The sequence below is a fragment of the Wolbachia endosymbiont of Drosophila tristis genome, from assembly GCF_028981745.1.
GTDB lineage: Bacteria > Pseudomonadota > Alphaproteobacteria > Rickettsiales > Anaplasmataceae > Wolbachia > Wolbachia pipientis.
The window spans coordinates 1-22,648 of the sequence record NZ_JAPQLN010000060.1 but is presented as its reverse complement, the minus strand read 5'-3'; the positions used below and the strand labels follow the sequence as shown (position 1 = coordinate 22,648).

Genomic DNA, 22,648 nt, shown 5'->3' with positions numbered 1-22,648 from the left:
CATCCATTTTCCTAATACACTATCCCTTATTCCTAGATCTCTTGCTACTTTTGCAACTGGTTGACCTACCTTTCTTTGTTCATTTGCCAGCTTAACAGCTTCCAATTTGAATTCTGCCGTATATTCTCTTGCCATTTCTAATCCTCCAAAATTTTATTTTACCCGAAAAAACTCCTTTCTTTCTCTCCACTTTTTCTGGGTAAGGTCAAGAAGCCTATTGTCTAATTATGTACCTAAATTTTATTACGGCACTTTCACTACTACTTTAACGAGTGAGCTACCTTTCTATAAAAGACCTATCGACTGTTGCAATTATAGGCGTAAACAAGAATGATAAAAGAGTACGAGATTGAGTAACTATGTACACTTCTGCTGGCATACCAGGGTATAGGTATACGTTTTTAAACTGAGCAAGCTCTGGTTTTGGTATCACTACACGTACTGAATAATAACGCCCTAGTCTTGGATCATCAAGAGCGTCAGGAGAAATATGGCTTACTATACCACTAATTAAACTTAAACGACGTGCACTGTAAGCACTTAACCGGACTTTAACCTTTAGCCCTTCTAGCCCATCAATAGAGACTATGTTGCTATCTTTCTTTTGTGCCGACAGTACCTCTTCTATGTTTCTGGTCTGAATTTTAGCATCTATTATTAGGTCATCATCCGATGGCACTACGCTCATGATCGGAACTCCAGATTGTATAACACCACCTTCAGTATGGTATCTTATATCTGTGACTATCCCATCTTGAGGCGATTTAATTATTGTACGTGCTAATGAATCTTCAGCAACCATCAGCCTCTCTTTCAAGTCTGCAATAGACGTACTAACTTCCTTAAGTTCAGCGTTTGCTCTTTCTTGAGAATCGTTTCTCACGTTTATAATTTCTAATTCGTTCTCTCCAATTTTTTGCTGCACTTGAGATATTGCAGAACGGTAATGTCCAACTCTGCCTTCAATTTCAGCAAACTGCTTTTCTAAAGCTAAAATGTGTGGTTTGCTTATATGGCCACTATCAAGTAATTGTCTTTTTGTTTCCAACTCCTCAGTTATCAAGTCATATTGCTTATGAGCTGCATTTAGTTGAAAGTTTAGCCCCGCTAATTCATCATTTAACTGCTTTATACGTTGTTGCAGTATGTCTGTTTTTCCCAATATGCTCTTTCTCTGAGAGTTGAACAACTTTACTTGATTCTTTATCGCTTTATTTACAAGTTCATCGTGAGATAATTTTTTAACCTCATCAGGAAACTCGAGCGTGTCCAAATCTACTCTGATTGCAAGAAGCCTTGCTTCTGTTGCTAAAAATGATAAGAGCTTCTCTTTGATAATACTTAAATTCGCCTTCTCGTTAACATCACTCAACAAAACTAGAGGCTCATCTTTTTTAACTGCTTGGCTCTCTTTGACTAAAATTTTGCTTATTATTCCTCCACCCAAGTGTTGAACTATTTTCCTATTTGAAGATACAATAACTTCTCCACTTGCATGCACCGCACCGTCAATTGGAGCTATAGCCGACCAAATACCACCTATCCCAAAAAAGATAAGTATTACTACCAGACCAAAAAATAGTGGTCCCCATGTTACTCTCAGAACTTCATTTACGTTATTACTTTCACGTTTTAAAATAAAATTTATCATCGCATCAATCAATGCGAACGTCTTATCCAAAAATTTTGGGTACTTCTTCTTTTTATTTTTTGCTCCTTGCATATTTATATTATCACTATGGCCAATCAAGCCTGTCAAAGAAAATCCAGTGCTAAGCTTTTTTAACTTACTGATCATAATACTACTGTGAATTTGTGTTAACTCAAGATAACACACAAAAACAAAGAATCTATAATTTAAGCATTCCATTTAGACTGTAGAGCACCAGAATAAACTATTTAGTAACAATTCCTGCATAACTATGTTTTTAAAATTTTTTGACGTTTAACTTTATTATAACTTTTCCTTTATTTTGTGAATATCTGAGTTACTTATATTATGTAAGAAATCTATTGCCAACTAGTCAATATTCTGTTAGGAATTAAGATAATATAAAGTTATTATGTTTGGATTGGAAAGCAGAAAGTTCCTGATTACTGGTGCATCAGGCGGAATAGGGCAAGCAATTGTAAAAATTATGCACAAAGCCGGAGCAACTTTATGTGTTTCTGGCACAAAAAAAGAAGTGCTCGAAGAAGTTGCTAAACAATATGAAAAAAATATGCACGTACTCCCTTGTGATTTATCAAATGCTGAGGAAGTAAATCAACTAGTAAACAGAGCAAGTGAGTTGATGGAAGGCTTTGACGGGCTTGTATGCAACGCGGGCATTACGCAAGACAGTTTATTATTGAGAATGACAGATGAAACATGGCAAAAAGTAATTGATATTAACTTGAGTTCTACATTTAAGCTGAGTAGAGAAGCATGCAGGAAACTAATTAAGAATAATTGGGGAAGAATTATAAATATTTCCTCAATAATAGGGCTGACAGGAAACGCCGGGCAAGCAAATTATGCAGCGTCTAAAGCTGGAATAATAGCTATGAGCAAATCTATAGCAAAAGAAGTTGCAAGTCGTAATATAACAGTAAATTGTATTGCTCCTGGGTTTATAGATACTAAAATGACTGAAGTTTTAAATGAAGTGCAAAAGGGAAAAATATTAGATAATATTCCAATGAAAAGAATGGGAACAGGGGAAGAAATAGCAGCAGGGGTCTTATTTTTAGCAAGTGATGAAGCAAAATATATAACAGGGCATGTGCTTAACATTAATGGTGGGTTATTTATGTAGCAACACTTATGTATGGACAAATTATAATTTTTACTTTAAAATAAAAATATGTGTAGGTGTAGGTTTACGTTAATTTATTATTTAGAGGCAAAAAAATGAGCTCTATAATGGAATTTTTTAGTGTTTTTTGCGTAGTATTGCTTTTCTCTTTCTCAGGTTATGCAGCTGACCCTGATATGGATGACACAACTAAAGTAATATGCAATATTATTGGTTATGTTTGGGGGATAGGCGGTCCACTTATGACGGTAGTAATAATTGGTGCAGCTTTGCTTGCAATATTTGGCAGGATGCCGTGGCCAGCCCTCTTTGCTCTTGGCATGTTCTGTGGTGTATTTTTTGGCGCTAAAACTATCATAACGAAAATTATGCCCAATGTAAGCGATGAAGCAAAAGCTATGTTGGAAAATTGTGGAAAGAGAAACCCATAAAAGTACAGAAATGCTTTTTTGTTATCCATTAAATCGCTTCATATCTTCAACTTGCAACAAATAAGGGCTATCTTTTGGTAAAGTTTTAACAGCTAGCTCAGCATATTTTGTAAATTGCTTTAAATCACCTTCAATACAAGCCTTTTTTGTCAAAGCAAAATAATGCATTGCCGTATCAGCGTCACATTTATATGCAACGCTTAAATATTTCCAGACAAAAGCGTTATTTGGTTCTACATTCAAAATCTGCTCCAGGTAAAAAATTGCCTTTTTTGCATCACCGTGTAATAATAAAGTATGAGATAATGCAAGTTTCACTAAATAACTGTTTTTCTCAGATAAATACCTAAGCGATTCCTCATACATTTTTATTGCTTCACTTAAATTTCCAGCCTTGTATAGCATTTCTGCTTTTAATTCATATAGGTATGGGTCATTGCGTGACTCTTGAATCAATGAATTAACTTTAGCAATAGCCTCCTCTATCTTTCCTTGCCTATAGCAAACTATAGCATTTACATACTCAGAATTATCTTCATATTTATTAGATAACACATGAATAGGAGCAAAGAAAGAGTCTAGCTTTGCAACCACACGCTCAAACTTTAGTAACTTATCCGCAAAAATTGGTTTTACGTTGTTTTTGACCTTATAATTCTGTACAGCAAATATACGTTTCTCACTAAGTGGGTGAGTACGGAAATATTCCTCGGTATTCTCATGCTCAATACTTTTAAAATAATCAAAAATCTCTTTCATACCTGAATTATCATAGCCAGATTCATCAAGGTACCTTAAAGCATAGCTATCTGCTACACTTTCTTGCTCTTGAGAATAGTTAAAAAATAGCCTTGAACTGAGTGCTACACCACTAAGCAAAATTGCACCAGCAACCTGAGGGTTAATGATAATACTAGAAACTAATCCTACCATATAACTAATCATTGCTATCGATTGAAAATAACCCATAGCACTACTCATTTGCAATATATGACCAGCAGATATGTGAGCAATCTCATGTGCTAATATACCAAGCAAGACATAAGGTTTAGCCGAATATCGTAAAAGCCCTAAATGAATGAAGATACTGTTATTGTTAATTACAAAAGCATTAATCGAACTGTCATTAATTACAAAAACTTTCACTTGATCATGATCAATATCTGCAGCAGAAAATAAAGGTTGCGCTAGCTCTTTCACTATTGCTTCCACCTCACTATCTCTAATAATGTTAATAGAGTAAGCATTATTATAATATGCAAGAAAGAACAATAAGGTCAAAAACTTAGCAATTCTAAACATGAAAATTCTGTGCTTGTATAATTTACAGGAATTTTATATTTTAACACTTAAATTATACAAATTTATAAACGCTAGTTTAATTTTTTAACGTAACTGATAAGTTTGTCGATGGTAGTTAACTTAATTTTATGTTGTTCAGCAAATTTAAGCAACTGAGGTAAGCGCATCATAGAGCCATCATCATTCACTAATTCACACCCTACAGCTGCATGATTAAGACCAACCAACTTTGCTATTTCAACACTTGCTTCAGTGTGACCATTGCGTGCTAAAACCCCGCCTTCATTTGCAATAATAGGGAAAACATGCCCTGGAGTAATAATATCGTCCTTAGTACTCTTTTCATCAATGGCAGTAAGTATCGTATGCGTTCTATCATGAGCAGAAACACCTGTTGTAATGCCATAACGCGCATCAATTGACGTAGTAAATGCAGTATGAGGAGTAAGCTTTTCATCTACATTGCTCTTCCTCATAAACTCAAGATTTAGTTTACTCATATGAAGCTTTGTCATAGCTAAAAATACAATACCAGTACCGTATCTAACCATAAAAGCCATATGTTCTGGTTTTACTTTTTCAGCTAAGACAACCAAATCACCTTCATTCTCTCTACTTTCATCATCAACTAAAATGAACAATTTACCGGAACGAGCATCCTCTAATACATCTTCCACAGAAGAAATACCGGGTAGACTCATTGAAGCATAAGTGGCCTGTACCATAATAATTTACTTAAATTCAATCTTAACTATTTTATACAATTTCTCTCCATTTGGCACTGTCACTTCCACATACTCACCGACTTTTTTGCCGATTAAGGCACTCCCGAGTGGTGAACTAGTAGATATTAACTGCTTTGAAACATCAGCTTCATATTCGCCTACAACCTTATAAACATATTCCACTTCACCGTTATTATCACTTAACATTCTTAATGTCACAGTTGCACCAAATATTACTGAATCACCAGACAAATTTTTTACTTCTATTACTTCCGCATGCGAGAGCTTACTTTCTATCTCCATTATACGGCCTTCAATAAAACCTAACCTTTCCCGTGCAGCATGATACTCTGCGTTTTCAGACAAATCACCTTGATCACGAGCATCAGAAATAGCTTGTATAACAGAAGGCTTTTCTTCCTTTAATTTTTCAAGTTCGGCTTGCATATTCTCAAAACCTTCCCTCGTCATAGGAAATTTATTAATAATAGATGAAGCCATAATTACCACCTAAACGCAATTAAATTGAGTAACAAAATTACTCACAATATTAAAAATATCACCTTTTATATCACCATTCATGTCATTTGACAACTTTTTTAAAACCCCAGGGTGTACAGTACGAAAATAATTAACAAGATCATGTTCAAATTTATTAACGTTACTTATTTGTATTTTACTTAACTGATTATACAGGTTAGAAAAAATATACATCAGCACTACTTGCTCTTCTATTGACATAGGTAAATGTTGTTTTTGCTTTAATAACTCAACAAGATATTTACCCTTATTCAAGGATAATTGAACACTAGCATCAAGATCAGAACCAAATTTTGCAAAATCTTCTAATTCTCTATACTGAGCTAAGCTTAGCTTTATAGAACCAGCAACTTTTTTCACAGACTTTAATTGTGCAGCAGAACCAACCCGTGAAACCGACAAACCTATATTTACTGCAGGTCGAAATCCTTTATAAAATAATTCAGACTCAAGAAAGATCTGCCCATCGGTAATTGAAATAACATTTGTTGGCACATATGCGGATACATCACCAGCTTGAGTTTCGACAATTGGCAAAGCAGTTAAAGAACCCTGCCCTTTTTTATCAGACATTTTAGCAGCTCTTTCAAGCAAGCGAGAATGTACATAGAATATATCTCCAGGGTAAGCTTCACGACCAGGAGGACGTCTGAGCAATAAAGACATCTGCCTATATGCCACAGCATGCTTAGATAAATCATCATATATAATCAAACAATGCATTCCATTGTCACGGAAAAATTCCCCAATAGTGCAACCAGCATAAGGTGCTAAAAATTGCATAGGCGCGCAGTCAGATGCACTAGCCACAACTACAGTTGTATACTCTAATGCTCCGCTTTCTTTCAGCTTATTTACCACTTTTGCTACTGTTGAAATTTTTTGCCCAATAGCAACATAAACACAGTAAACTTTTTGATTTTCGTTTACCTCATCGTTAATCTTCTTCTGATTGATAATAGTATCAAGCGCAATAGTAGTTTTACCAATTTGTCTATCACCAATAATTAATTCACGCTGCCCTCTACCTATTGGAATTAGCAAATCTATAATTTTAATTCCTGTTTGCAGTGGCTCATGCACAGACTTACGATCAATAATGCCTGGCGCTTTAGATTCTATATCCATTCTGTTTTTGGCTCTAATTTCCCCACCGTCGTCCATAGGATGGCCCAACGCATTTACAACTCTCCCTAACAATTCATGCCCTACAGGCACCTGCACAACATCACCACTACATTTTACAACGTCCCCTTCTTTCACATCACGGTCATTACCAAGCACAACTATTCCAGCCGTATTATGATCTAAATCGAGAACTATTCCTTCTACACCACTTGCAAAAAATACCTTTTCACCGAATTTTGCTTTTTCCAGCCCATAAACCAATGCGATACCATCTGTTACTGAAATTACTTCACCTATATTTTCCCGCTTTATAGGATTATCAAACGTCTCAACCTTTTCTCTTATTATACTTGCTATCTCAGAAACATTCATACTGTTCTTCATACAAAATTCCTTACTTTTAATATTTCCATTTTACTTAAGTCAACTAACCTATCCAAGTAACTTTTTAGCGAAGCATCGATCAAATTAAAACCATACCTAACTACGAAGCCACCTAGTATAGAAGGGTCAACCACATTGCTTACTTTTATTATTTTACCAAGAAAGCTCAAAGATTCAGTAATTATTTTTATATCAGATTCCTTTAAAGTTTCTGCTGACTTTATAGTAATTTCGAATTCATTTTCATTTTCTCTTGCAAGACTTAAGAATTTTTCTAATATAAGGATCAATAAACTAGAGCGTTTATTTGCAAATATAACCATAATAAATTTTACTAAATTCTCACTCAAGTGCTCATTTATAGAAAGCATCACTTCTTTTTTGTGTGCAAAAGAAATCATAGGATGAGATAGGTACACAAAAACATCACGTTGATCCTTAAAAAAAGCCAACAAAAATTCTACTTCTTTCCTTATAATACCTAACCTGCTTCCTGAGACATGAAATAGCACTCTAGCGTAAGATGAAACTAAATTATTGTATTGGGTCTTTTTCATATTAAATCCAGTAAATCTAAATTAATTCAGCTACAAATCTTTCATTCTTCAATCCAAGCATTTTTTATATAAACAGGTCTTCTCTTTAAGGAAAGAAAATATAAATCATATCTGACTGAATAATCTAAAAAACTAAGGTTTTTACTTAAGAAATACTTAGAAGAATTTATAATAGACTGACATTGAAGATGAGATATCGGTATTTCTTTTCCAAGTAAACTTGTTTTAACTTCTATAAAAATCAGCTCCTTTTTTTTAGATACAATTAAGTCAATTTCACCGAACTTACAACGGTAACGGCGTTTTATAACATTATACCATTTCAGTTTTAAATATACTAAAACTAATAACTCGCCAAAGTAACCTACAAAGTAGCGTAACCTACTTACCACAAGAAGAACAATTATGATAACAATTAACTTTGTGTAACTACTTTGCCTCCTTCTTTATTTTTACTATAAACCTTACCTCTTGCTGCAATATCCCTATCAACCAGTTCTATCACTGCCATTGAAGCGCAATCACCCTTTCGAGTGCTAAATTTTATTATTCTAGAATACCCACCTTTACGATCTTGATAACGGCTGGCTAAGACGTTTAATAACTTATCAACTGCTAACTTACTATTATGAAGGCGTGAAAGCAAAAGTCTTCTACCATGTAAAGTATTCTTATTCTTAGCAATTGTAATAAACTTTTCGACATATGGACGAAGTTCCTTAGCTTTTGGTAAAGTAGTTACAATCTGCTCATGGTTAATTAATGAGATAGATAGATTCTTTAACGTCGATAATCTATGTTCAGTACAACGAGATAGTTTACGTTTTTTTATTCCATGTTTCATATATCACCTAATCTTCATCATTATGTTGTTTAGCCAACTCATCTATATCCTTAGGTGGCCAGTTTAGCACATTCATACCCAAAGACAAGCCAAAATTAGTCAAAACTGCCTTAATCTCATTCAAAGACTTTCTGCCAAAATTCGCAGTTCTTAACATTTGACCTTCTGTCTTTTGTACAAGATCACCTATATAAGTGATGTTTTCGTTTTTCAGACAGTTATGAGACCTGACAGATAATTCCATTTCATCTACCTTACGCAATAAGACAGGGTCATAACCCAAATCTTTAGCACCACTAGACGAAGAAACCTGCGATTTTTTATAACTTACATCAGAACTAATAAAGGGCTGAAGTTGCTCCTGTAATATTCTTGCAGCAGAGTCAACAGCTTGACTCGGAGAAATTGTACCATCAGTTTCAATTGACAATATCAGCTTATCCTTATCAGTCACTTGGCCAACACGACTGTTCTCTACCCTGTACGAAACCCTGTTGACAGGGCTATACAAAGCATTAACTGGAATAAAACCAATTAAATCCTGTTCACTCATAAGCTTCAAAAGTTCATTTTCTTTATATTTAGTTACAGGAAGATAACCTTTTCCGCTAGCCACATATATGGTCATGTTAAGCTCCACATTTTGCCCCAGCGTACATATTAACAAATCTTTATTAACAATAGAGCATTGATCATCAGTTTCTATCATCCCAGCTAATACCTGGCAAGGCCCTTTAGCGTTTAAATTTAAGCATTTATTAGAAGCACCATTTAATTTACACCTCAACATACCCATATTTAATACTATATCAGTTACGTCTTCTCTCACCCCTTGAATTGAAGTGAACTCATGAGTTACACCTTCAATTTTTATTCCATAAACAGCACTACCTTTAAGAGAAGATAACATTACACGTCTTAATGCATTGCCTAATGTTAAAGCAAAACCACTTTCCAACGGTTCTAGCACTATATCACTTTTTTCACTTGAATCATCTGATATTACCTTAACTGAACTAGGTTTAATCAATTTATCTAAATTGCTACAGAGAGAAACATCATTATTATAATACATAAAACAACCTTTTCAAATATCCTATACTCTTCTTTTTTTTCTTAACCTGCACCCATTATGAGGAATTGCGGTTTTATCTGCAATTGAAGTCACAGTCAACCCACAGCTCTGAAGTGCTTTAACCGCAGCTTCGGTACCAAAGCCAGGGCCGCGAATTATTACAGAGACAACCTTCATACCAAATCTCTCCATTGCGTTCTTCGCAGCAGACTCCGCAGCCTTACCTGCAGCATAAGGTGTGGATTTTCTCGAACCTGAAAAACCACATGAACCCACAGAAGTTTGACATAGCGTATTACCATGAACATCAGTTACATTTACAAAAGTATTATTAAAAGTTGCACGAATATGGACAACACCAGTAATAAACTCCTTCTTACTCTTACTAACCGTTTTGACTTTTTTCATTAAAACTCACAATAATAATAAATTTTATTTTTTCCCAGCAATAGGCAACCGAGATCTACCTTTACGAGTCTTAGCATTAGTATGAGTCCTTTGCCCTCTCACAGGTAAACCTTTTCTATGTCTCACCCCTCTATAGCATCCCATTTCCACTAAAGATTTTATGTTCATAGCCACTTCTTTTCTGAGCTCACCTTCTATAACATAATTTTGTCTAATGAAACCGCTGATCTTTTCTATATCTTCATCTCGTAATTCTGAAACACGTTTGCGCTTATCAACTTCGCAAGCGTGACAAATTACATTCGCAGTAGCAATACCTATACCATATATATAAGTTAATGCAAAAGGAACACATTTCCTCACTGGAATATTGATGCCTGCAATACGTGCCACTGGTACCTCGATACTTTATTAATAACAACTCTTAATTTATACCATAAAACAACTCAGAGTCAAACCAAATTACAAGAAATTTTACTTTCAATCTCTTGCGTTACCTCATCAACACTCAAATTAGCGTCAATTGTTAATAATTTGCCTTTATAATACTCGCGTAAACCTTTCATTTGAAGGTGATATTCACTTATTCTCTTATTAATTGCAGACATATCAGCATCATCAATTCTTTTCTCTAACCTCGTACTTTTACATTTAGCACAAGTAGTACTCTTAAAAGAAGATACACTATATATGCTTTTACAGTCCAAACACGCGAGACGATTTTTTAACCTATCGATTGCAATATTATCGTCAAGCTGCAGCTCAACTACAATGTCAACATCCCTATTATATTTTTCTTGCAAAACTTGAGTCAAGAAATGAGCCTGGTTTAAATTTCTCGGAAAACCATCTAATAAGCAATTATCATCCACTAATGCAAGCTGGTCACGTAATAATCCACATATAATTTCATCTTGAATTAAATTACCAGATTCCACGGTACCCTTTATTTTTTTACCTAACTCACTACTGCTAGATATAATATTCCTTAATAAATCCCCTACTGAAATTAATTTTAAATTATATTTTGCTATTAACAAGCTTGACTGAGTACCTTTACCAGAACCTGGAGGACCAAAAATCGTAATGATCATCTTACTTTCCTCGTTTTAGACTCATATTTCTTTATCCAGTTGTCGTACCTATTTGAAAAAATATAAGATTGTATTTGCATAATAGTATCAGTAATAACGTTCACTATAATCAGTAAGCTCGTCCCACCAAAAATAAATGGTATATCATAATAATATCTCATAACTTCAGGTACAGTACATATGACTACCAAATACGCAGAGCCAATGAATGTCAACTTAAAAACTATATCTTGAAGGTAATCAGAAGTATGTTTCCCAGGCCTTCTACCAGGTATAAAACCACCATTTTTTTTAAGAAAATCTGCGTTTTCCTCTGGATTAAATATAAAATTGGTATAGAAAAAATTAAAAAATACTATCAGCACCAAATAGGCTACAATATATACTACTTTATTTGCCATAAAGTAATTTAAAATAAAATCAGAAAAAGCGTGCCCCTTATAGAAATTTGCAATTGAAATAGGTGTCAATAAAATTGCATTAGCAAAAATGGTTGGTACTACACCAGATAAATTAATCTTCAATGGAATATAAGTAAAATCGTCATTATGTAATCTTTTAAATTGCTTTTTAGGATGTTGAACAATAACCTTTCTATAAGAAGACTCTACAAAAATGACTAAGAGTAGCAGCAAAAAAAACAATACCAAAACAAAAAGGATAATAAATAACGATACGCTACCGTTTTTATTTAACGTTAACAAAGATGACAAAGCGCTGTGTAACTCTGATATTATACCCGTGAAAATGATTAATGAGATACCATTGCCTATACCGCTAGCGCTGATTCGTTCACCAAGCCATATTAAAAGCATAGTTCCACCTAAAAGGCTGAAAACACCTATTGTACGAAACATAACACCAGGTTCGATTACAACCAATACCCCTTCCCTATTCATCCCTTCCAATCCAACCAAAATTGGAATTGATTGAAATACACAAATTACTATGGTCAGATAGCGTATATAAGAATTCATCTTTCTACGGCCTGACTCTCCATCATTCTTAACTTCCTTCATTCCTTTAATCGCAGAAGAAAGTAACTGAATAATGATAGAAGCCATTATATATGGCATAACGTTCAATGCTAGAATTGTCATTCTAGCCAATGCACCACCAGAAAATAAATTAAATACTCCAAAAACGCCTGAGCCATCTTTGGGAAATATATCATTAATTACATCAAGATTAATTCCAGGAATAGGCACATAAGTACCCAAGCGATAGCAAATTAAAGCTATTAGCGTAAAAAATATACGCTTTAATAAATCGCCTTTATATAACAACGTAGGATCCAAGCTATTAAATGCTGATTTATTGCCCATGACTTACGATAGTATTTCCACACTACCACCAACTGAAGCTACAGATTTTTTTGCAGCTTCTGACGCAAAATCAACATGAAACACAAATTTTTCGCTCAACTTACCTTTATTAAGAAGTTTAATTTTATCCTTAATAGACTTTATAAAACCTAATTTATACAGCCTCTCCTTATCTATAACAGAGTCTTTCACTATTTTTTTAGCTTCCATTAAGCGCTGTATATCGCCAACATTAATTATAGAGTATATGCTCCTACGTATAGGCTTAAAACCTCTTTTAGGCAAACGAGTATATATAGACTGTTGTCCACCCTCAAAACCATTTATAGAAACTCCACTTCTAGCCTTCTGCCCTTTATGCCCTCTACCGGATGTTTTACCTTTACCACAACCGATACCTCTACCCAGCAACTTAGGCTTCTTTTTCTTAGATAATTTAGTAAATATAGAGTTTAATTTTACAGCATTATTCATACTTTACCTGTTTCCAACTATCTCGCTAATCTTTTTGCCTCTTTTGCTTGCTACCTGACGAGGAGATAACATACTATCAAAAGCCTTAAACACCGCACATATAACGTTATGAGGATTATTTGATCTAGTGGATTTAGCTACCACATCCTTTATACCTAACACCTCAAAAACTGATCTAATCGCTCCACCAGCAATAATACCTGTTCCGGCTCTTGCGGTTCTTAAAACTATCTCACCAGAACAAAATTTAGCTTTAATATCATGATGCAAAGTTCTACCTTCACGCAAGTACACTCTAATCATTGATTTCTTTGCAGCATTTACAGCTTTGACTCTTGCTTCAGCAACTTCTGCGTGCTTACCTATTCCACACCCTACCCTACCCTTCTCATCGCCAACAACAACCAAAATTGAAAATGAAAATCTTCTACCACCTTTGGTAACCGTTGTCACTCTTCGTACCGAAACTAAAAGCTCTGATAAATCATTATTATTTTGTAAATTCTTTATAGCCATATTCAAAACCTTCTAAAATTCAAATCCAGAACTTCTTAAAGCCTCAGCAAATTGAGAAACTAATCCTGTGTATTTATACGCTCCACGATCAAACGTAAGCTGCTGCTCTAATTTCATGCCAGACAGACGCTCAACCATTAAAGAAGAAACCTGTTTTATAGTTTCAGCGTTGACTTTCCCTTTACATACATCCTTAATTTTAGCATCCAAAGTAGAAGCTGAAGTGAGAGTTATTCCTTTTACATCATTAATTAACTGGACATAAAAATGCCTATTAGATTTAAATATGGATATACGTAAACGTTCAGCGCTCTTGTCAAGCTTCGCTCTATTACGTAACTTCCTTTTTTCAGAATTACTTAAAAAATTATACGATCTTTTCATTTTTATTACTTCTTTTTACTTACAACCTTACGCAGCATAAATTTGCCTTTTATTACAACACCCTTACCTTTATAAGGATCATATTTTCTAATTTTGCATATATCAGACGCCACCATATAGACCTTCTGCTTATCCATACCACTAACTACTAAGTGAGTTGGCTTTATGCACTTAATCTCAACATCTTTAGGCACTTTATATTTAACATTATGGCTATAACCAAGATATAAAGTCAAATACTTACCATCACACTCTGCCTTATATCCCACACCGTTAATCTCAAGATTAACAGAAAAACCATCAACCATGCCGTTAATGATATTATTAATATTACTCCTATAAGTGCCCCACATAGGCTTTATTTTATCATAATTATCTTTATCTTGATCAACAGAAAGCAATAGCTGATTATCAATAATCTGACACACAACATCCCTGATCAAGCTAACTTCCTTTTCAGCCTTAGCACTCTTTATTAACATACTACCATTATTATATTCAACTGAAACACCAGCAGGAATATTGATAGGAGCAGCACCTATACGAGACATGAATTTCTCCTATTATTTAAAACACACGACACAAAACTTCTCCACCAACCTTTAATTTATGTGCATTATAATCAGTCATCACTCCTTTGGGTGTCGATATAATAAAAATACCAAGACCATTATATGCTTTAGAAATGTCCTTATACTTAGAATAACGACGACAACCAGGCTTTGACACCCTAACTATGTCACTAATTACAGGTGACTTCTCATAATACTTCAATTTTACAATGAAAGAAGGTAAGTTATCTACAACTTGCTTTTCATAATCAAGGATATACCCTTCCTCTTTTAAAATCTCCAATATAGAAGAATTCATCTTAGAAAATAGTACCCTTGTTGCCCTATGCATTGCCAATTGAGCATTACGTATCCTTGTTAAAAAATCACCAATACTATCAGATAACGCCACAATATACTCCTTATATTATATTTACCAACTAGACTTTGTAACTCCTGGAATTTGCCCAAAAGAACATAAATCACGCAAAACAATTCTACATAAACCAAATTTTCTATATACTCCTCTTGGTCTCCCAGTTAAAGCACACCTATTTCTAATTTTGGTTTTAGAAGAATTTCTAGGCAATTTTTTAATTAATTTATTTTGAGCTGTAAACCTTTCTACAATAGACAAATTCTTATTATTTATTATAGATTTCAATTTTTCTCTTTTTTCTTTATATTGATCGCACAACTTTATTCTGCGAAGATTTCTTTCTATCATAGATTTTTTTGCCATATATTTCTCCTCTCAATTAATCAAAAAAAGGAAATTTAAGAGCCAGTAATAATTCCTTTGCTTCCTTATCACTAACTGCACTTGTTATAATATTAATATCCATACCTCTAATTTTACTTATTTTATCATAGTCTATTTCTAAAAACGAGATATGTTCCTTTATACCAAAGGAAAAATTACCATTACCGTCAAATTGCTTCACACTAAATCCTCTAAAATCTTTTTCCCTTGGCAAAGCAATATATATCAATCTTTCTAAAAACTCATACATTTTATCTCTACGCAAAGTTACTTTGCAACCTACTGTAGCACCTTTTCTGATCTTGAAGCCAGAAATAGATTTTTTTGCAAAAGTTGATAAAGGCTTCTGCCCAGCAATCAAATATAGGCTATCAAGTGGTTCATTTATTGCTTTACTATCTGTAGCAGCATCTCCAACGCCCATATTGATACACACCTTGACAAGTTTAGGCACTTGCATTATATTGCCGTAATTAAACTTATCCTTCAAGGACTTTACTATGCTATCTTTATACAATTCTTTAAACATATCAACCTAATCTATCACTTCTCCAGAAACTTTTGCAAAACGCACTTTTCTACCGTCTATAACCTTAAACCCCACTCTAGTTGGAGTTTTATATTTAGGGTCCAATGTTGCAACGTTGGATATATCAATAGCTAACTCTTTATTTAATATACCACCACTACTACCAGCTTTTGGTTTAGTATGTCTCTTATGCACATTCACTCCAGAAACAATTACTTTCTTTTTAGCATCACGTGCTATAACTTTGATTACCTTACCAATTTTTCCCTTATCTTTACCAGTTAAAACTATAACGTCGTCACCACTTTTTATTTTAGCACTCATTATAAAACCTCAACAGCTAATGACATTATCTTCATAAAAGAACCAGATGATAACTTTTTTACCGGACCAAACACCCGAGTGCCAAGTGGTTCACCTTGATCGTTAATCAAAACTACAGCATTGCTAGAAAAACGAATTACAGAACCATCAGATTTCCTAATAGGGCTTTTCACCCTCACCACAACTGCTCTATATACTTTTCCCTTCTCAACTTTCCCTCTTGGAGTAATAGATTTAGTAGATACAATAACTGTGTCACCTATAGATGCAGACTTTCTACCACCCAATAAACCAATACAAAGCACTGCACGCGCGCCAGAATTATCAGCTACTTCCAACAATGTATTTTTTTGAATCATATAAATATCCTATTCAATGTGAGCTATTAACAATAACCCATTTTTTAGTAGTAGAAATAGGCTTGTGTTCTTGTATTAAAACCTTGTCCCCTTCTTTACAACTATTATTCTCATCATGTGCTGTATACTTCTTGTATTTTTTTATAACCTTTTTATACAGCTCATCCTTATACACTTGTAATACCGAAACCTTTACAGTCTTATCACACTTAGCCTTAGTTACAGTACCACAAAAAACCTTTTTAGGCATTCTTTTCCTCTCTTCTTCTTTTATTTAATGTAGTTAAAATACGAGCTATGCTCTTTCTTATTAAGCTAAAACGCGAAATATTGTTGCACTGGCCCAGCTTCTTTTGAAAAACCAAATTAACAAACTCTTTTCTCAAATTCACAAGAATTTCATGCAATTCTTGCGAGGACCTCGATTCAATGTCAGCTATATCCATTGCAACTCCATTTAATTATGATTAGATACAAATTTACACTTCATAGGAAGCTTAGCAGTTGCCTTTTCAAGCGCCAATCTTGCTAAATGCATGGGAACATCACTGCTAATTTCAAACAACATTCTACCGGGCTTAGCTTTAAATACCCAAAACTCAACACTACCTTTCCCTTTACCCATACGCACATCCGCCGGCTTTTTACTAACAGGGGTATCAGGAAAAATTCTTATCCACACTTTACCAGAGCGTTTTAATGTTCTAGATATTACACGCCTTGCAGTTTCAATATGCTTAGATTGAATCCTACCTGCTTCCATAGCCTTTAGACCATAATCTCCAAAAGATAATGTGCTACCACCCTTCGTGTTACCCTTAATTCGTCCTTTAAATACTTTTTTATATTTACTTTTTTTAGGAATAAACATTTCAATATACCTAATTAGTTACCAATATAAACCCAGACCTTAACTCCTATGATGCCATATATAGTTTTTGCTTCAGCAAAAGCATAATCTATATTAGCACGTAAAGTATGCAAAGGCAAACGGCCTTCTTTATACCACTCAGTACGAGCTATCTCAGCTCCGCCAAGGCGCCCAGAACAACTTACTTTAATACCTCTAGCACCCATCCTCAAACAACTTTGAATAGCTTTTTTCATCGCTCTTCTAAATGGACCCCTTTTTTCTAACTGCTGTGCAATGCTGTTTGATATTAAAACTGCATCTATTTCAGACCTTTTAACCCCTACTACATTCACTTCCACATTATTTTTTACTTTTTCAGCTATCTTTTGCTTTATCTTCTCAATATCCGAGCCTTTCTTACCTATTATCACTCCAGGTCTAGAAGAATGTATTATTACAGATACCAAATCGATCGTACGCTCTATAATTACTTTAGAAACACCAGCATGCTTAAAAGATTCATTTATATAACTGCGAATAGATAAATCTTGATGCAACCCTTGTTTATAACCCTTCTCAGCATACCAAATAGATGACCAAGTATTAATTATTTTTAACCTAAATCCTTTAGGATTAACGTTTCCCATATTTTTGCACTTTCCTTATTAATTTTCTATTTTTATGAATCATATAATTTCCCCCAATTTTACAGTTATATTACTATAACGTTTACTAACTCTATTAGCTCTACCCATAGCTTTTGGACATACCCTACGCAAAGTAAGAGACTTACCTATTAAAATTTCTTTTATATATAAATTATCGATATCCAATCCATAATTTTGAGCATTAGCAATCGCAGAATTTAATACCTTCCTTATAAGACCTGCAGCTTTCTTTTCACAAAATCTTAATTGCACAGTGGCAAAAGAAACTTTTTTATTACGTACTAAACCAGCAACCAAATTCAATTTACGAGGAGTTGATTTTAAAACCCTAGAACCAGCTTTAACTATTACATCTCTGTTTTTCATATCAATTACCTTCTTGTCGCCTTTTTATCACCACTATGCCCAGTAAATTTACGAGTGGGTGAAAACTCACCAAACTTATGACCTATCATATTCTGATCATTAACATTCACAGGAATGTAATCCTTACCATTATAAACAGTAAACTTTAAACCTAAACAATTAGGAAGAATTACAGAAGCCCTGGAATGAACTTTTATAGCCATGTTAACAAACCCCTTGTTTAAAGCATTATTCACCGACTTTAATATAGAAGGATGACAAAAAGGAGGCTTCCATGCAGATCTACTCATAAACTAACCTTTCAATTGTTTTATATACTTATCACTAGATTTATTTCTCCTTCGAGTTTTCTTTCCTTTTGTTGCAACACCCCAAGGAGTAACAGGATGACGACCACCAGAGGTTTTTCCTTCCCCGCCTCCATGAGGATGGTCAACTGGATTCATTGCAACTCCACGTACAGTAGGTCTAATCCCAAGCCACCTACTTCTCCCAGCTTTACCCAACTTTCTATTCTTATGGTCAGGGTTAGATACTACACCAATAGTAGCCTTGCAAGAAGATAAAATCAACCTAATTTGACCAGACCTGAGTCGTAATAAAACATATTGGCCATCACGACCAACGATTTGTGCATAACAACCAGCAGCTCTAGCAATCGCAGCACCATTACCTGGCTTCAGCTCAACATTATGAACGAAAGAACCAACAGGTATATGCTTGAGTAGTAAACAATTCCCTGGCAAAATATCAGCATCATTCCCAGCTGTAACAACATCACCTGGCTTCATACCTTGAGGAGCTAATATATAAGACTTAATATCATCTTCCTTATATGATATTAACGCCAAAAACCCACTTCTATTTGGGTCATACTCTATTTTTTCAACTATACCTTGACCACTTCTATTACGCTTAAAATCTATCACTCTATACTTCTTTTTGTGACCACCACCCCTATGACGAGTTGTAATTCTACCATGATTATTTCTTCCACCACTGGACTTTTTACCGGATGTAAGAGACTTTTCTGGCTCATCTTTTGATAAACCAACTTTACTTACTAACACAGTCCCACGAGAAGACGGAGTAACAGGATTAAAAAATTTCATACCCATACTAAACGCTCATTATATCTAATTTTTGACCATCCATCAAAGAAAAATAAACTTTCTTTTTCTGTTTTTCACAACCAACCACACCCCTAAAACGCCTATATTTAGGCTTAATTCTAACAACATTTATAGAAGAAATTTTAACATCAAATAGAGACTCTATTGCCAACTTTATTTGACGCTTATTTACATTTACAAAAACATACAAAGAATATTTATTAAACTTCTCCCTCAAAAAAGAGGCCTTTTCTGTAGTTATAGAAGATTTTATTATATTATTATATTTGATCATAACAATCTACCTTCAAGATGCTTTAAAGTATCCTTTGTCAACATCACGCATTCGTGATTCAATATATCAAAAACATTTAACCCAATAGGTTTGATTAAGTCTACATAGTGCAAGTTTTTAGCCGCACGCAACAAATCATCTCCATAATCACCAACTATCAAAAAGGAAGAAAATTTAAAATTTTTAATACATTTACACATTTCAGACGTTTTCTTCACATCAATATTTAAATTATCCAGAATAATTACTTGATTATTTAAATACTTTAGAGATAAAGCAATTTTTAAACCAAATTTGCGTACCTTCTTATTAAGAGAATAAGTATGACTCCTCACAACAGGGCCGAAAATAATCCCACCACCTCTAAATTGAGGAGATCGCAAGCTCCCTTGTCTTGCCCTACCGGTACGTTTTTGACCATAAGGTTTAGCTGTTGTACCAGAGACATCACTAATACCTTTTGTTTTATGAGTACCAGCTCTTCTCTTCGCTAATTGCCATCTCACTATATCATGCAAAATACTCAATTTTTGCTTAGCAGAAAATATCAAAGGATTGAGCTGAGCAGTACCTACATTATCATTAGATAGATTAACTAAATTACATTCCATAACTAACTTACCAAATTACTAGCATCATCATTTACATCTAACAGTAAACCTACCGGAAAAGGAACATCTTTATGTAAAGATTTTTTAACTGCATCTCTTACAAAAACATAGGAATTTTTAAACCCAGGAACATTATTACCCTTCACAGCAATTATACTATTTTCATGATCAATGGATAATATCTTCATATTTTGTGCAGTTATCCTGCTGTTACCTAAATGACCAGCCATTTTCTTTCCTTTGAATACTCTACCAGGATCCTGACATTGGCCAGTGGAACCTTGTGATCTGTGAGCAATAGAAACACCATGAGATGCCCTAAGCCCACTGAAATTATGCCGCTTCATCACACCAGCAAATCCTTTACCTATAGAATAACCCGTAATATCAAGATATTGACCAACCACAAAATGATTGATTCCCACTTTTTTACCACATTCTATTCCCGACAGGTCATTTAATCTACTTTCGTATAACTTACATTTATTATTTATACCCTTTTTCTTTAAATATTCCAACTGAGGTTTTGCTATATTTTTAAAATCTCCTGTGCCTAAAATGACTGAATTATAGCCACATTTATCTTGTCCTTTTATATCAATAATATGAGTTTCGCTGAGATGCAATAAAGTTACAGCCATGCAACTATTGTCAGAATACATAGCAGTATGACCAATATTCATCATTAGTAAACCAATTCTCCTCAGCGAATTTATTCTCTTCATTTCCTTCTCCTAAACCTTAACTTCCTTGACTTTTAAATCCACTTCTACGCCAGCAGAAAAAGATAAACCTGTAAGCATCTGCATCATAGTAGGAGTAAGATCATGTAAAACAATCAAACGCCTAGAAGTTCTCATTTCAAACTGTTCACGAGATTTTTTATCAACGTGAGGAGATCTATTAACAATAAATTTAGAATCTTTCCTTGGCAACGCAATCGGACCAGATAATTTTGCACTGGACCGCTTTAATTCATCAACAAATTTTCGAACACACTCCTCCAATAAAGAACAATCGAAAGCCTTAATGTTAATATATATATCTTGCTTCATCTTAGTTACTACACTCACTCCAAAATTTCAGAAACAACACCAGAACCAACAGTTCTACCGCCTTCTCTTATCGCAAAACGCAATCCCTTATCCATTGCTATCGGTACTTGCAATTCTACTTCTACACTCACATTATCTCCTGGCATTACCATCTCCTTCCCATCTAGCAATTTTATGCTCCCAGTTACATCCGTTGTCCTTAAATAAAACTGTGGCTGGTAATTCGCAAAAAATGGTGTATGCCTTCCTCCTTCCTCTTTCTTTAATATATAAACCTCCGCCTTAAACTTTCTATGCGGTGTTATCGTCCCCGGTTTCGCTAATACTTGCCCTCTCTCCACTTCTTCTCTTTTTGTTCCTCTTAACAATATTCCTACATTGAGTCCTGCACTTCCCTTATCCAGCAACTTCTTAAACATCTCAACACCTGTGCATATCGTCTTTTGCGTCGCTTTCAGACCTATTATCTCTATCTCTTCTCCCGTCTTTATCTCTCCCTTCTCTATTCTTCCTGTTACCACTGTTCCTCGCCCCGATATCGAAAATACATCTTCGATTGGCAATAAAAATGGTAAATCCACAGGCCTTGGTGGAACCGCTACATATTCATCTAACTTTTCCATCAATTTATCTATTGATTTCTTTCCATATTCGCTGCTGTCATCCTCCAGCGCCTTGAGCGCTGAACCAACCACCACAGGCACTTCATCCCCTGGAAATCCGTATTTACTCAGTAATTCCCTCACTTCCATTTCTACTAAATCTATCATATCAGCATCAGCAACATCAGCTTTATTTATATACACCACGATATATCCAACATCTACCTGCTTCGCCAGCAATATATGCTCTCTCGTTTGTGGCATTGGCCCATCAACCCCCGACACTACCAATATCGCCGCATCCATCTGTGCTGCACCTACTATCATGTTCTTTACATAGTCAGCGTGTCCAGGACAATCAACGTGTGCATAATGCCTTTTCTCTGTCTGATACTCAACATGCGCTGTTGCTATCGTTATCCCCCTCTTCCTTTCTTCTGGCGCTTTGTCTATCTGATCGTACGCTACAAAATTTCCATAATGCTTCGTTATCGCCGCTGTTAACGTCGTCTTCCCATGATCCACATGTCCTATTGTTCCCACATTTACATGCGGCTTTCCAAATGCTTCCACTA

At 34.6% G+C, this 22,648-nt stretch carries 37 protein-coding genes; 2 read left to right on the top strand and 35 right to left on the bottom strand.

Going from position 1 to position 22,648, the window contains the following annotated elements; all coding sequences use genetic code 11:
• Together OZD64_RS02370 and OZD64_RS02365 are read right to left on the bottom strand one after the other, a co-directional pair.
• The coding region (locus OZD64_RS02370) for a transposase (protein WP_187470060.1) at positions 1-135 on the bottom strand (135 nt) is incomplete at its 3' end.
• A gap of 142 nt (positions 136-277) precedes the next feature.
• The gene (locus tag OZD64_RS02365; protein WP_010962735.1) at positions 278-1,798 is read right to left on the bottom strand and encodes an HlyD family type I secretion periplasmic adaptor subunit; all 1,521 of its coding nucleotides are present in this window, start codon (positions 1,796-1,798) and stop codon (positions 278-280) included.
• A 265-nt stretch (positions 1,799-2,063) separates the two neighbouring features.
• On the opposite strand from OZD64_RS02365, the gene fabG reads away from it, so the two are divergent.
• Positions 2,064-2,798, top strand: coding sequence for a 3-oxoacyl-[acyl-carrier-protein] reductase (gene fabG / locus OZD64_RS02360; protein ID WP_010962736.1), 735 nt, complete (start codon positions 2,064-2,066; stop codon positions 2,796-2,798).
• A 95-nt stretch (positions 2,799-2,893) separates the two neighbouring features.
• Positions 2,894-3,229: a TrbC/VirB2 family protein gene (locus OZD64_RS02355; RefSeq protein ID WP_070356877.1), complete on the top strand. Its 336-nt coding sequence runs from the start codon at positions 2,894-2,896 to the stop codon at positions 3,227-3,229.
• Between the two features lie 21 nt (positions 3,230-3,250).
• Here the strand turns inward: OZD64_RS02355 and OZD64_RS02350 are convergent, their stop codons facing one another.
• The 33 genes from OZD64_RS02350 to tuf form a co-directional block, all read right to left on the bottom strand.
• Positions 3,251-4,531 carry a M48 family metalloprotease gene (locus OZD64_RS02350; RefSeq protein ID WP_182282544.1) on the bottom strand — a complete coding sequence of 427 codons (1,281 nt, stop codon included), beginning with the start codon at positions 4,529-4,531 and terminating at the stop codon, positions 3,251-3,253.
• Between the two features lie 71 nt (positions 4,532-4,602).
• On the bottom strand, positions 4,603-5,256 hold the full coding sequence (ribB, locus tag OZD64_RS02345; protein WP_038198925.1) for a 3,4-dihydroxy-2-butanone-4-phosphate synthase: 654 nt from the start codon (positions 5,254-5,256) through the stop codon (positions 4,603-4,605).
• Positions 5,257-5,262: 6 nt separating this feature from the next.
• Positions 5,263-5,757, bottom strand: coding sequence for a transcription elongation factor GreA (gene greA / locus OZD64_RS02340; RefSeq protein WP_010962740.1), 495 nt, complete (start codon positions 5,755-5,757; stop codon positions 5,263-5,265).
• Between the two features lie 9 nt (positions 5,758-5,766).
• On the bottom strand, positions 5,767-7,308 hold the full coding sequence (gene atpA, locus OZD64_RS02335) for a F0F1 ATP synthase subunit alpha (RefSeq protein ID WP_038198926.1): 1,542 nt from the start codon (positions 7,306-7,308) through the stop codon (positions 5,767-5,769).
• Positions 7,305-7,865: an ATP synthase F1 subunit delta gene (gene atpH, locus OZD64_RS02330; protein ID WP_010962742.1), complete on the bottom strand. Its 561-nt coding sequence runs from the start codon at positions 7,863-7,865 to the stop codon at positions 7,305-7,307. The genes atpA and atpH overlap by 4 nt, the downstream gene beginning before the upstream one ends.
• A 41-nt stretch (positions 7,866-7,906) precedes the next feature.
• Positions 7,907-8,257, bottom strand: coding sequence for a YraN family protein (locus tag OZD64_RS02325; RefSeq protein WP_012673177.1), 351 nt, complete (start codon positions 8,255-8,257; stop codon positions 7,907-7,909).
• 23 nt (positions 8,258-8,280) lie between these two features.
• Positions 8,281-8,709, bottom strand: a complete 429-nt coding sequence (gene rplQ, locus OZD64_RS02320) for a 50S ribosomal protein L17 (RefSeq protein ID WP_007550873.1) — start codon at positions 8,707-8,709, stop codon at positions 8,281-8,283.
• Positions 8,710-8,716: 7 nt separating this feature from the next.
• Positions 8,717-9,784 (bottom strand): DNA-directed RNA polymerase subunit alpha, encoded by a 1,068-nt coding sequence (locus tag OZD64_RS02315; protein WP_274999229.1) that lies wholly within the window; start codon positions 9,782-9,784, stop codon positions 8,717-8,719.
• A 21-nt stretch (positions 9,785-9,805) separates the two neighbouring features.
• Complete coding sequence (gene rpsK / locus OZD64_RS02310; RefSeq protein WP_038198932.1) at positions 9,806-10,192, bottom strand: 30S ribosomal protein S11; 387 nt, start codon at positions 10,190-10,192, stop codon at positions 9,806-9,808.
• Between the two features lie 24 nt (positions 10,193-10,216).
• On the bottom strand, positions 10,217-10,585 hold the full coding sequence (rpsM, locus tag OZD64_RS02305; protein ID WP_010962745.1) for a 30S ribosomal protein S13: 369 nt from the start codon (positions 10,583-10,585) through the stop codon (positions 10,217-10,219).
• 59 nt (positions 10,586-10,644) lie between these two features.
• A complete protein-coding gene (locus tag OZD64_RS02300) occupies positions 10,645-11,286 on the bottom strand; it encodes an adenylate kinase family protein (protein ID WP_007550178.1) in 642 nt (213 codons plus the stop codon).
• Positions 11,283-12,611, bottom strand: a complete 1,329-nt coding sequence (gene secY, locus OZD64_RS02295; protein ID WP_010962747.1) for a preprotein translocase subunit SecY — start codon at positions 12,609-12,611, stop codon at positions 11,283-11,285. Before secY ends, OZD64_RS02300 begins: the two co-directional genes overlap by 4 nt.
• 3 nt (positions 12,612-12,614) lie before the next feature.
• Positions 12,615-13,085 carry a 50S ribosomal protein L15 gene (rplO, locus tag OZD64_RS02290; protein WP_006279863.1) on the bottom strand — a complete coding sequence of 157 codons (471 nt, stop codon included), beginning with the start codon at positions 13,083-13,085 and terminating at the stop codon, positions 12,615-12,617.
• Positions 13,086-13,088: 3 nt separating this feature from the next.
• Positions 13,089-13,601 carry a 30S ribosomal protein S5 gene (rpsE, locus tag OZD64_RS02285; RefSeq protein ID WP_010962748.1) on the bottom strand — a complete coding sequence of 171 codons (513 nt, stop codon included), beginning with the start codon at positions 13,599-13,601 and terminating at the stop codon, positions 13,089-13,091.
• A 12-nt stretch (positions 13,602-13,613) separates the two neighbouring features.
• On the bottom strand, positions 13,614-13,985 hold the full coding sequence (gene rplR / locus OZD64_RS02280) for a 50S ribosomal protein L18 (protein ID WP_006279867.1): 372 nt from the start codon (positions 13,983-13,985) through the stop codon (positions 13,614-13,616).
• Between the two features lie 5 nt (positions 13,986-13,990).
• Entirely contained in the window at positions 13,991-14,536 is a 546-nt protein-coding gene (gene rplF / locus OZD64_RS02275; protein WP_007551152.1) for a 50S ribosomal protein L6, read from the bottom strand.
• 16 nt (positions 14,537-14,552) lie between these two features.
• The gene (gene rpsH / locus OZD64_RS02270) at positions 14,553-14,948 is read right to left on the bottom strand and encodes a 30S ribosomal protein S8 (RefSeq protein ID WP_007551150.1); all 396 of its coding nucleotides are present in this window, start codon (positions 14,946-14,948) and stop codon (positions 14,553-14,555) included.
• A 21-nt stretch (positions 14,949-14,969) separates the two neighbouring features.
• The gene (gene rpsN / locus OZD64_RS02265; RefSeq protein ID WP_006279345.1) at positions 14,970-15,278 is read right to left on the bottom strand and encodes a 30S ribosomal protein S14; all 309 of its coding nucleotides are present in this window, start codon (positions 15,276-15,278) and stop codon (positions 14,970-14,972) included.
• A 16-nt stretch (positions 15,279-15,294) separates the two neighbouring features.
• The gene (rplE, locus tag OZD64_RS02260; RefSeq protein ID WP_010962750.1) at positions 15,295-15,828 is read right to left on the bottom strand and encodes a 50S ribosomal protein L5; all 534 of its coding nucleotides are present in this window, start codon (positions 15,826-15,828) and stop codon (positions 15,295-15,297) included.
• Positions 15,829-15,834: 6 nt separating this feature from the next.
• Positions 15,835-16,152, bottom strand: coding sequence for a 50S ribosomal protein L24 (rplX, locus tag OZD64_RS02255; RefSeq protein ID WP_006279347.1), 318 nt, complete (start codon positions 16,150-16,152; stop codon positions 15,835-15,837).
• The gene (gene rplN / locus OZD64_RS02250; protein WP_006279348.1) at positions 16,152-16,511 is read right to left on the bottom strand and encodes a 50S ribosomal protein L14; all 360 of its coding nucleotides are present in this window, start codon (positions 16,509-16,511) and stop codon (positions 16,152-16,154) included. Before rplN ends, rplX begins: the two co-directional genes overlap by 1 nt.
• 13 nt (positions 16,512-16,524) lie before the next feature.
• The gene (gene rpsQ, locus OZD64_RS02245; RefSeq protein ID WP_007549925.1) at positions 16,525-16,761 is read right to left on the bottom strand and encodes a 30S ribosomal protein S17; all 237 of its coding nucleotides are present in this window, start codon (positions 16,759-16,761) and stop codon (positions 16,525-16,527) included.
• On the bottom strand, positions 16,754-16,957 hold the full coding sequence (gene rpmC, locus OZD64_RS02240; RefSeq protein WP_006279350.1) for a 50S ribosomal protein L29: 204 nt from the start codon (positions 16,955-16,957) through the stop codon (positions 16,754-16,756). Before rpmC ends, rpsQ begins: the two co-directional genes overlap by 8 nt.
• A gap of 11 nt (positions 16,958-16,968) precedes the next feature.
• Positions 16,969-17,382 (bottom strand): 50S ribosomal protein L16, encoded by a 414-nt coding sequence (gene rplP / locus OZD64_RS02235; RefSeq protein WP_010962752.1) that lies wholly within the window; start codon positions 17,380-17,382, stop codon positions 16,969-16,971.
• A gap of 14 nt (positions 17,383-17,396) precedes the next feature.
• Positions 17,397-18,011 carry a 30S ribosomal protein S3 gene (gene rpsC, locus OZD64_RS02230; protein WP_038198938.1) on the bottom strand — a complete coding sequence of 205 codons (615 nt, stop codon included), beginning with the start codon at positions 18,009-18,011 and terminating at the stop codon, positions 17,397-17,399.
• Positions 18,012-18,050: 39 nt separating this feature from the next.
• Positions 18,051-18,398, bottom strand: coding sequence for a 50S ribosomal protein L22 (rplV, locus tag OZD64_RS02225; RefSeq protein ID WP_007549821.1), 348 nt, complete (start codon positions 18,396-18,398; stop codon positions 18,051-18,053).
• A 5-nt stretch (positions 18,399-18,403) separates the two neighbouring features.
• Positions 18,404-18,688 carry a 30S ribosomal protein S19 gene (gene rpsS / locus OZD64_RS02220; protein ID WP_038198941.1) on the bottom strand — a complete coding sequence of 95 codons (285 nt, stop codon included), beginning with the start codon at positions 18,686-18,688 and terminating at the stop codon, positions 18,404-18,406.
• Positions 18,689-18,691: 3 nt separating this feature from the next.
• A complete protein-coding gene (rplB, locus tag OZD64_RS02215; RefSeq protein ID WP_015589143.1) occupies positions 18,692-19,516 on the bottom strand; it encodes a 50S ribosomal protein L2 in 825 nt (274 codons plus the stop codon).
• A gap of 1 nt (position 19,517) precedes the next feature.
• A complete protein-coding gene (locus OZD64_RS02210) occupies positions 19,518-19,805 on the bottom strand; it encodes a 50S ribosomal protein L23 (protein ID WP_274999227.1) in 288 nt (95 codons plus the stop codon).
• The gene (rplD, locus tag OZD64_RS02205; protein WP_012673183.1) at positions 19,802-20,416 is read right to left on the bottom strand and encodes a 50S ribosomal protein L4; all 615 of its coding nucleotides are present in this window, start codon (positions 20,414-20,416) and stop codon (positions 19,802-19,804) included. Before rplD ends, OZD64_RS02210 begins: the two co-directional genes overlap by 4 nt.
• A 2-nt stretch (positions 20,417-20,418) precedes the next feature.
• Entirely contained in the window at positions 20,419-21,141 is a 723-nt protein-coding gene (gene rplC / locus OZD64_RS02200; protein WP_274999226.1) for a 50S ribosomal protein L3, read from the bottom strand.
• Between the two features lie 9 nt (positions 21,142-21,150).
• The gene (gene rpsJ / locus OZD64_RS02195; RefSeq protein WP_012673184.1) at positions 21,151-21,471 is read right to left on the bottom strand and encodes a 30S ribosomal protein S10; all 321 of its coding nucleotides are present in this window, start codon (positions 21,469-21,471) and stop codon (positions 21,151-21,153) included.
• Between the two features lie 14 nt (positions 21,472-21,485).
• Positions 21,486-22,646, bottom strand: coding sequence for an elongation factor Tu (tuf, locus tag OZD64_RS02190; RefSeq protein ID WP_274999225.1), 1,161 nt, complete (start codon positions 22,644-22,646; stop codon positions 21,486-21,488).
• Between the last annotated feature and the right edge of the window lie 2 nt (positions 22,647-22,648).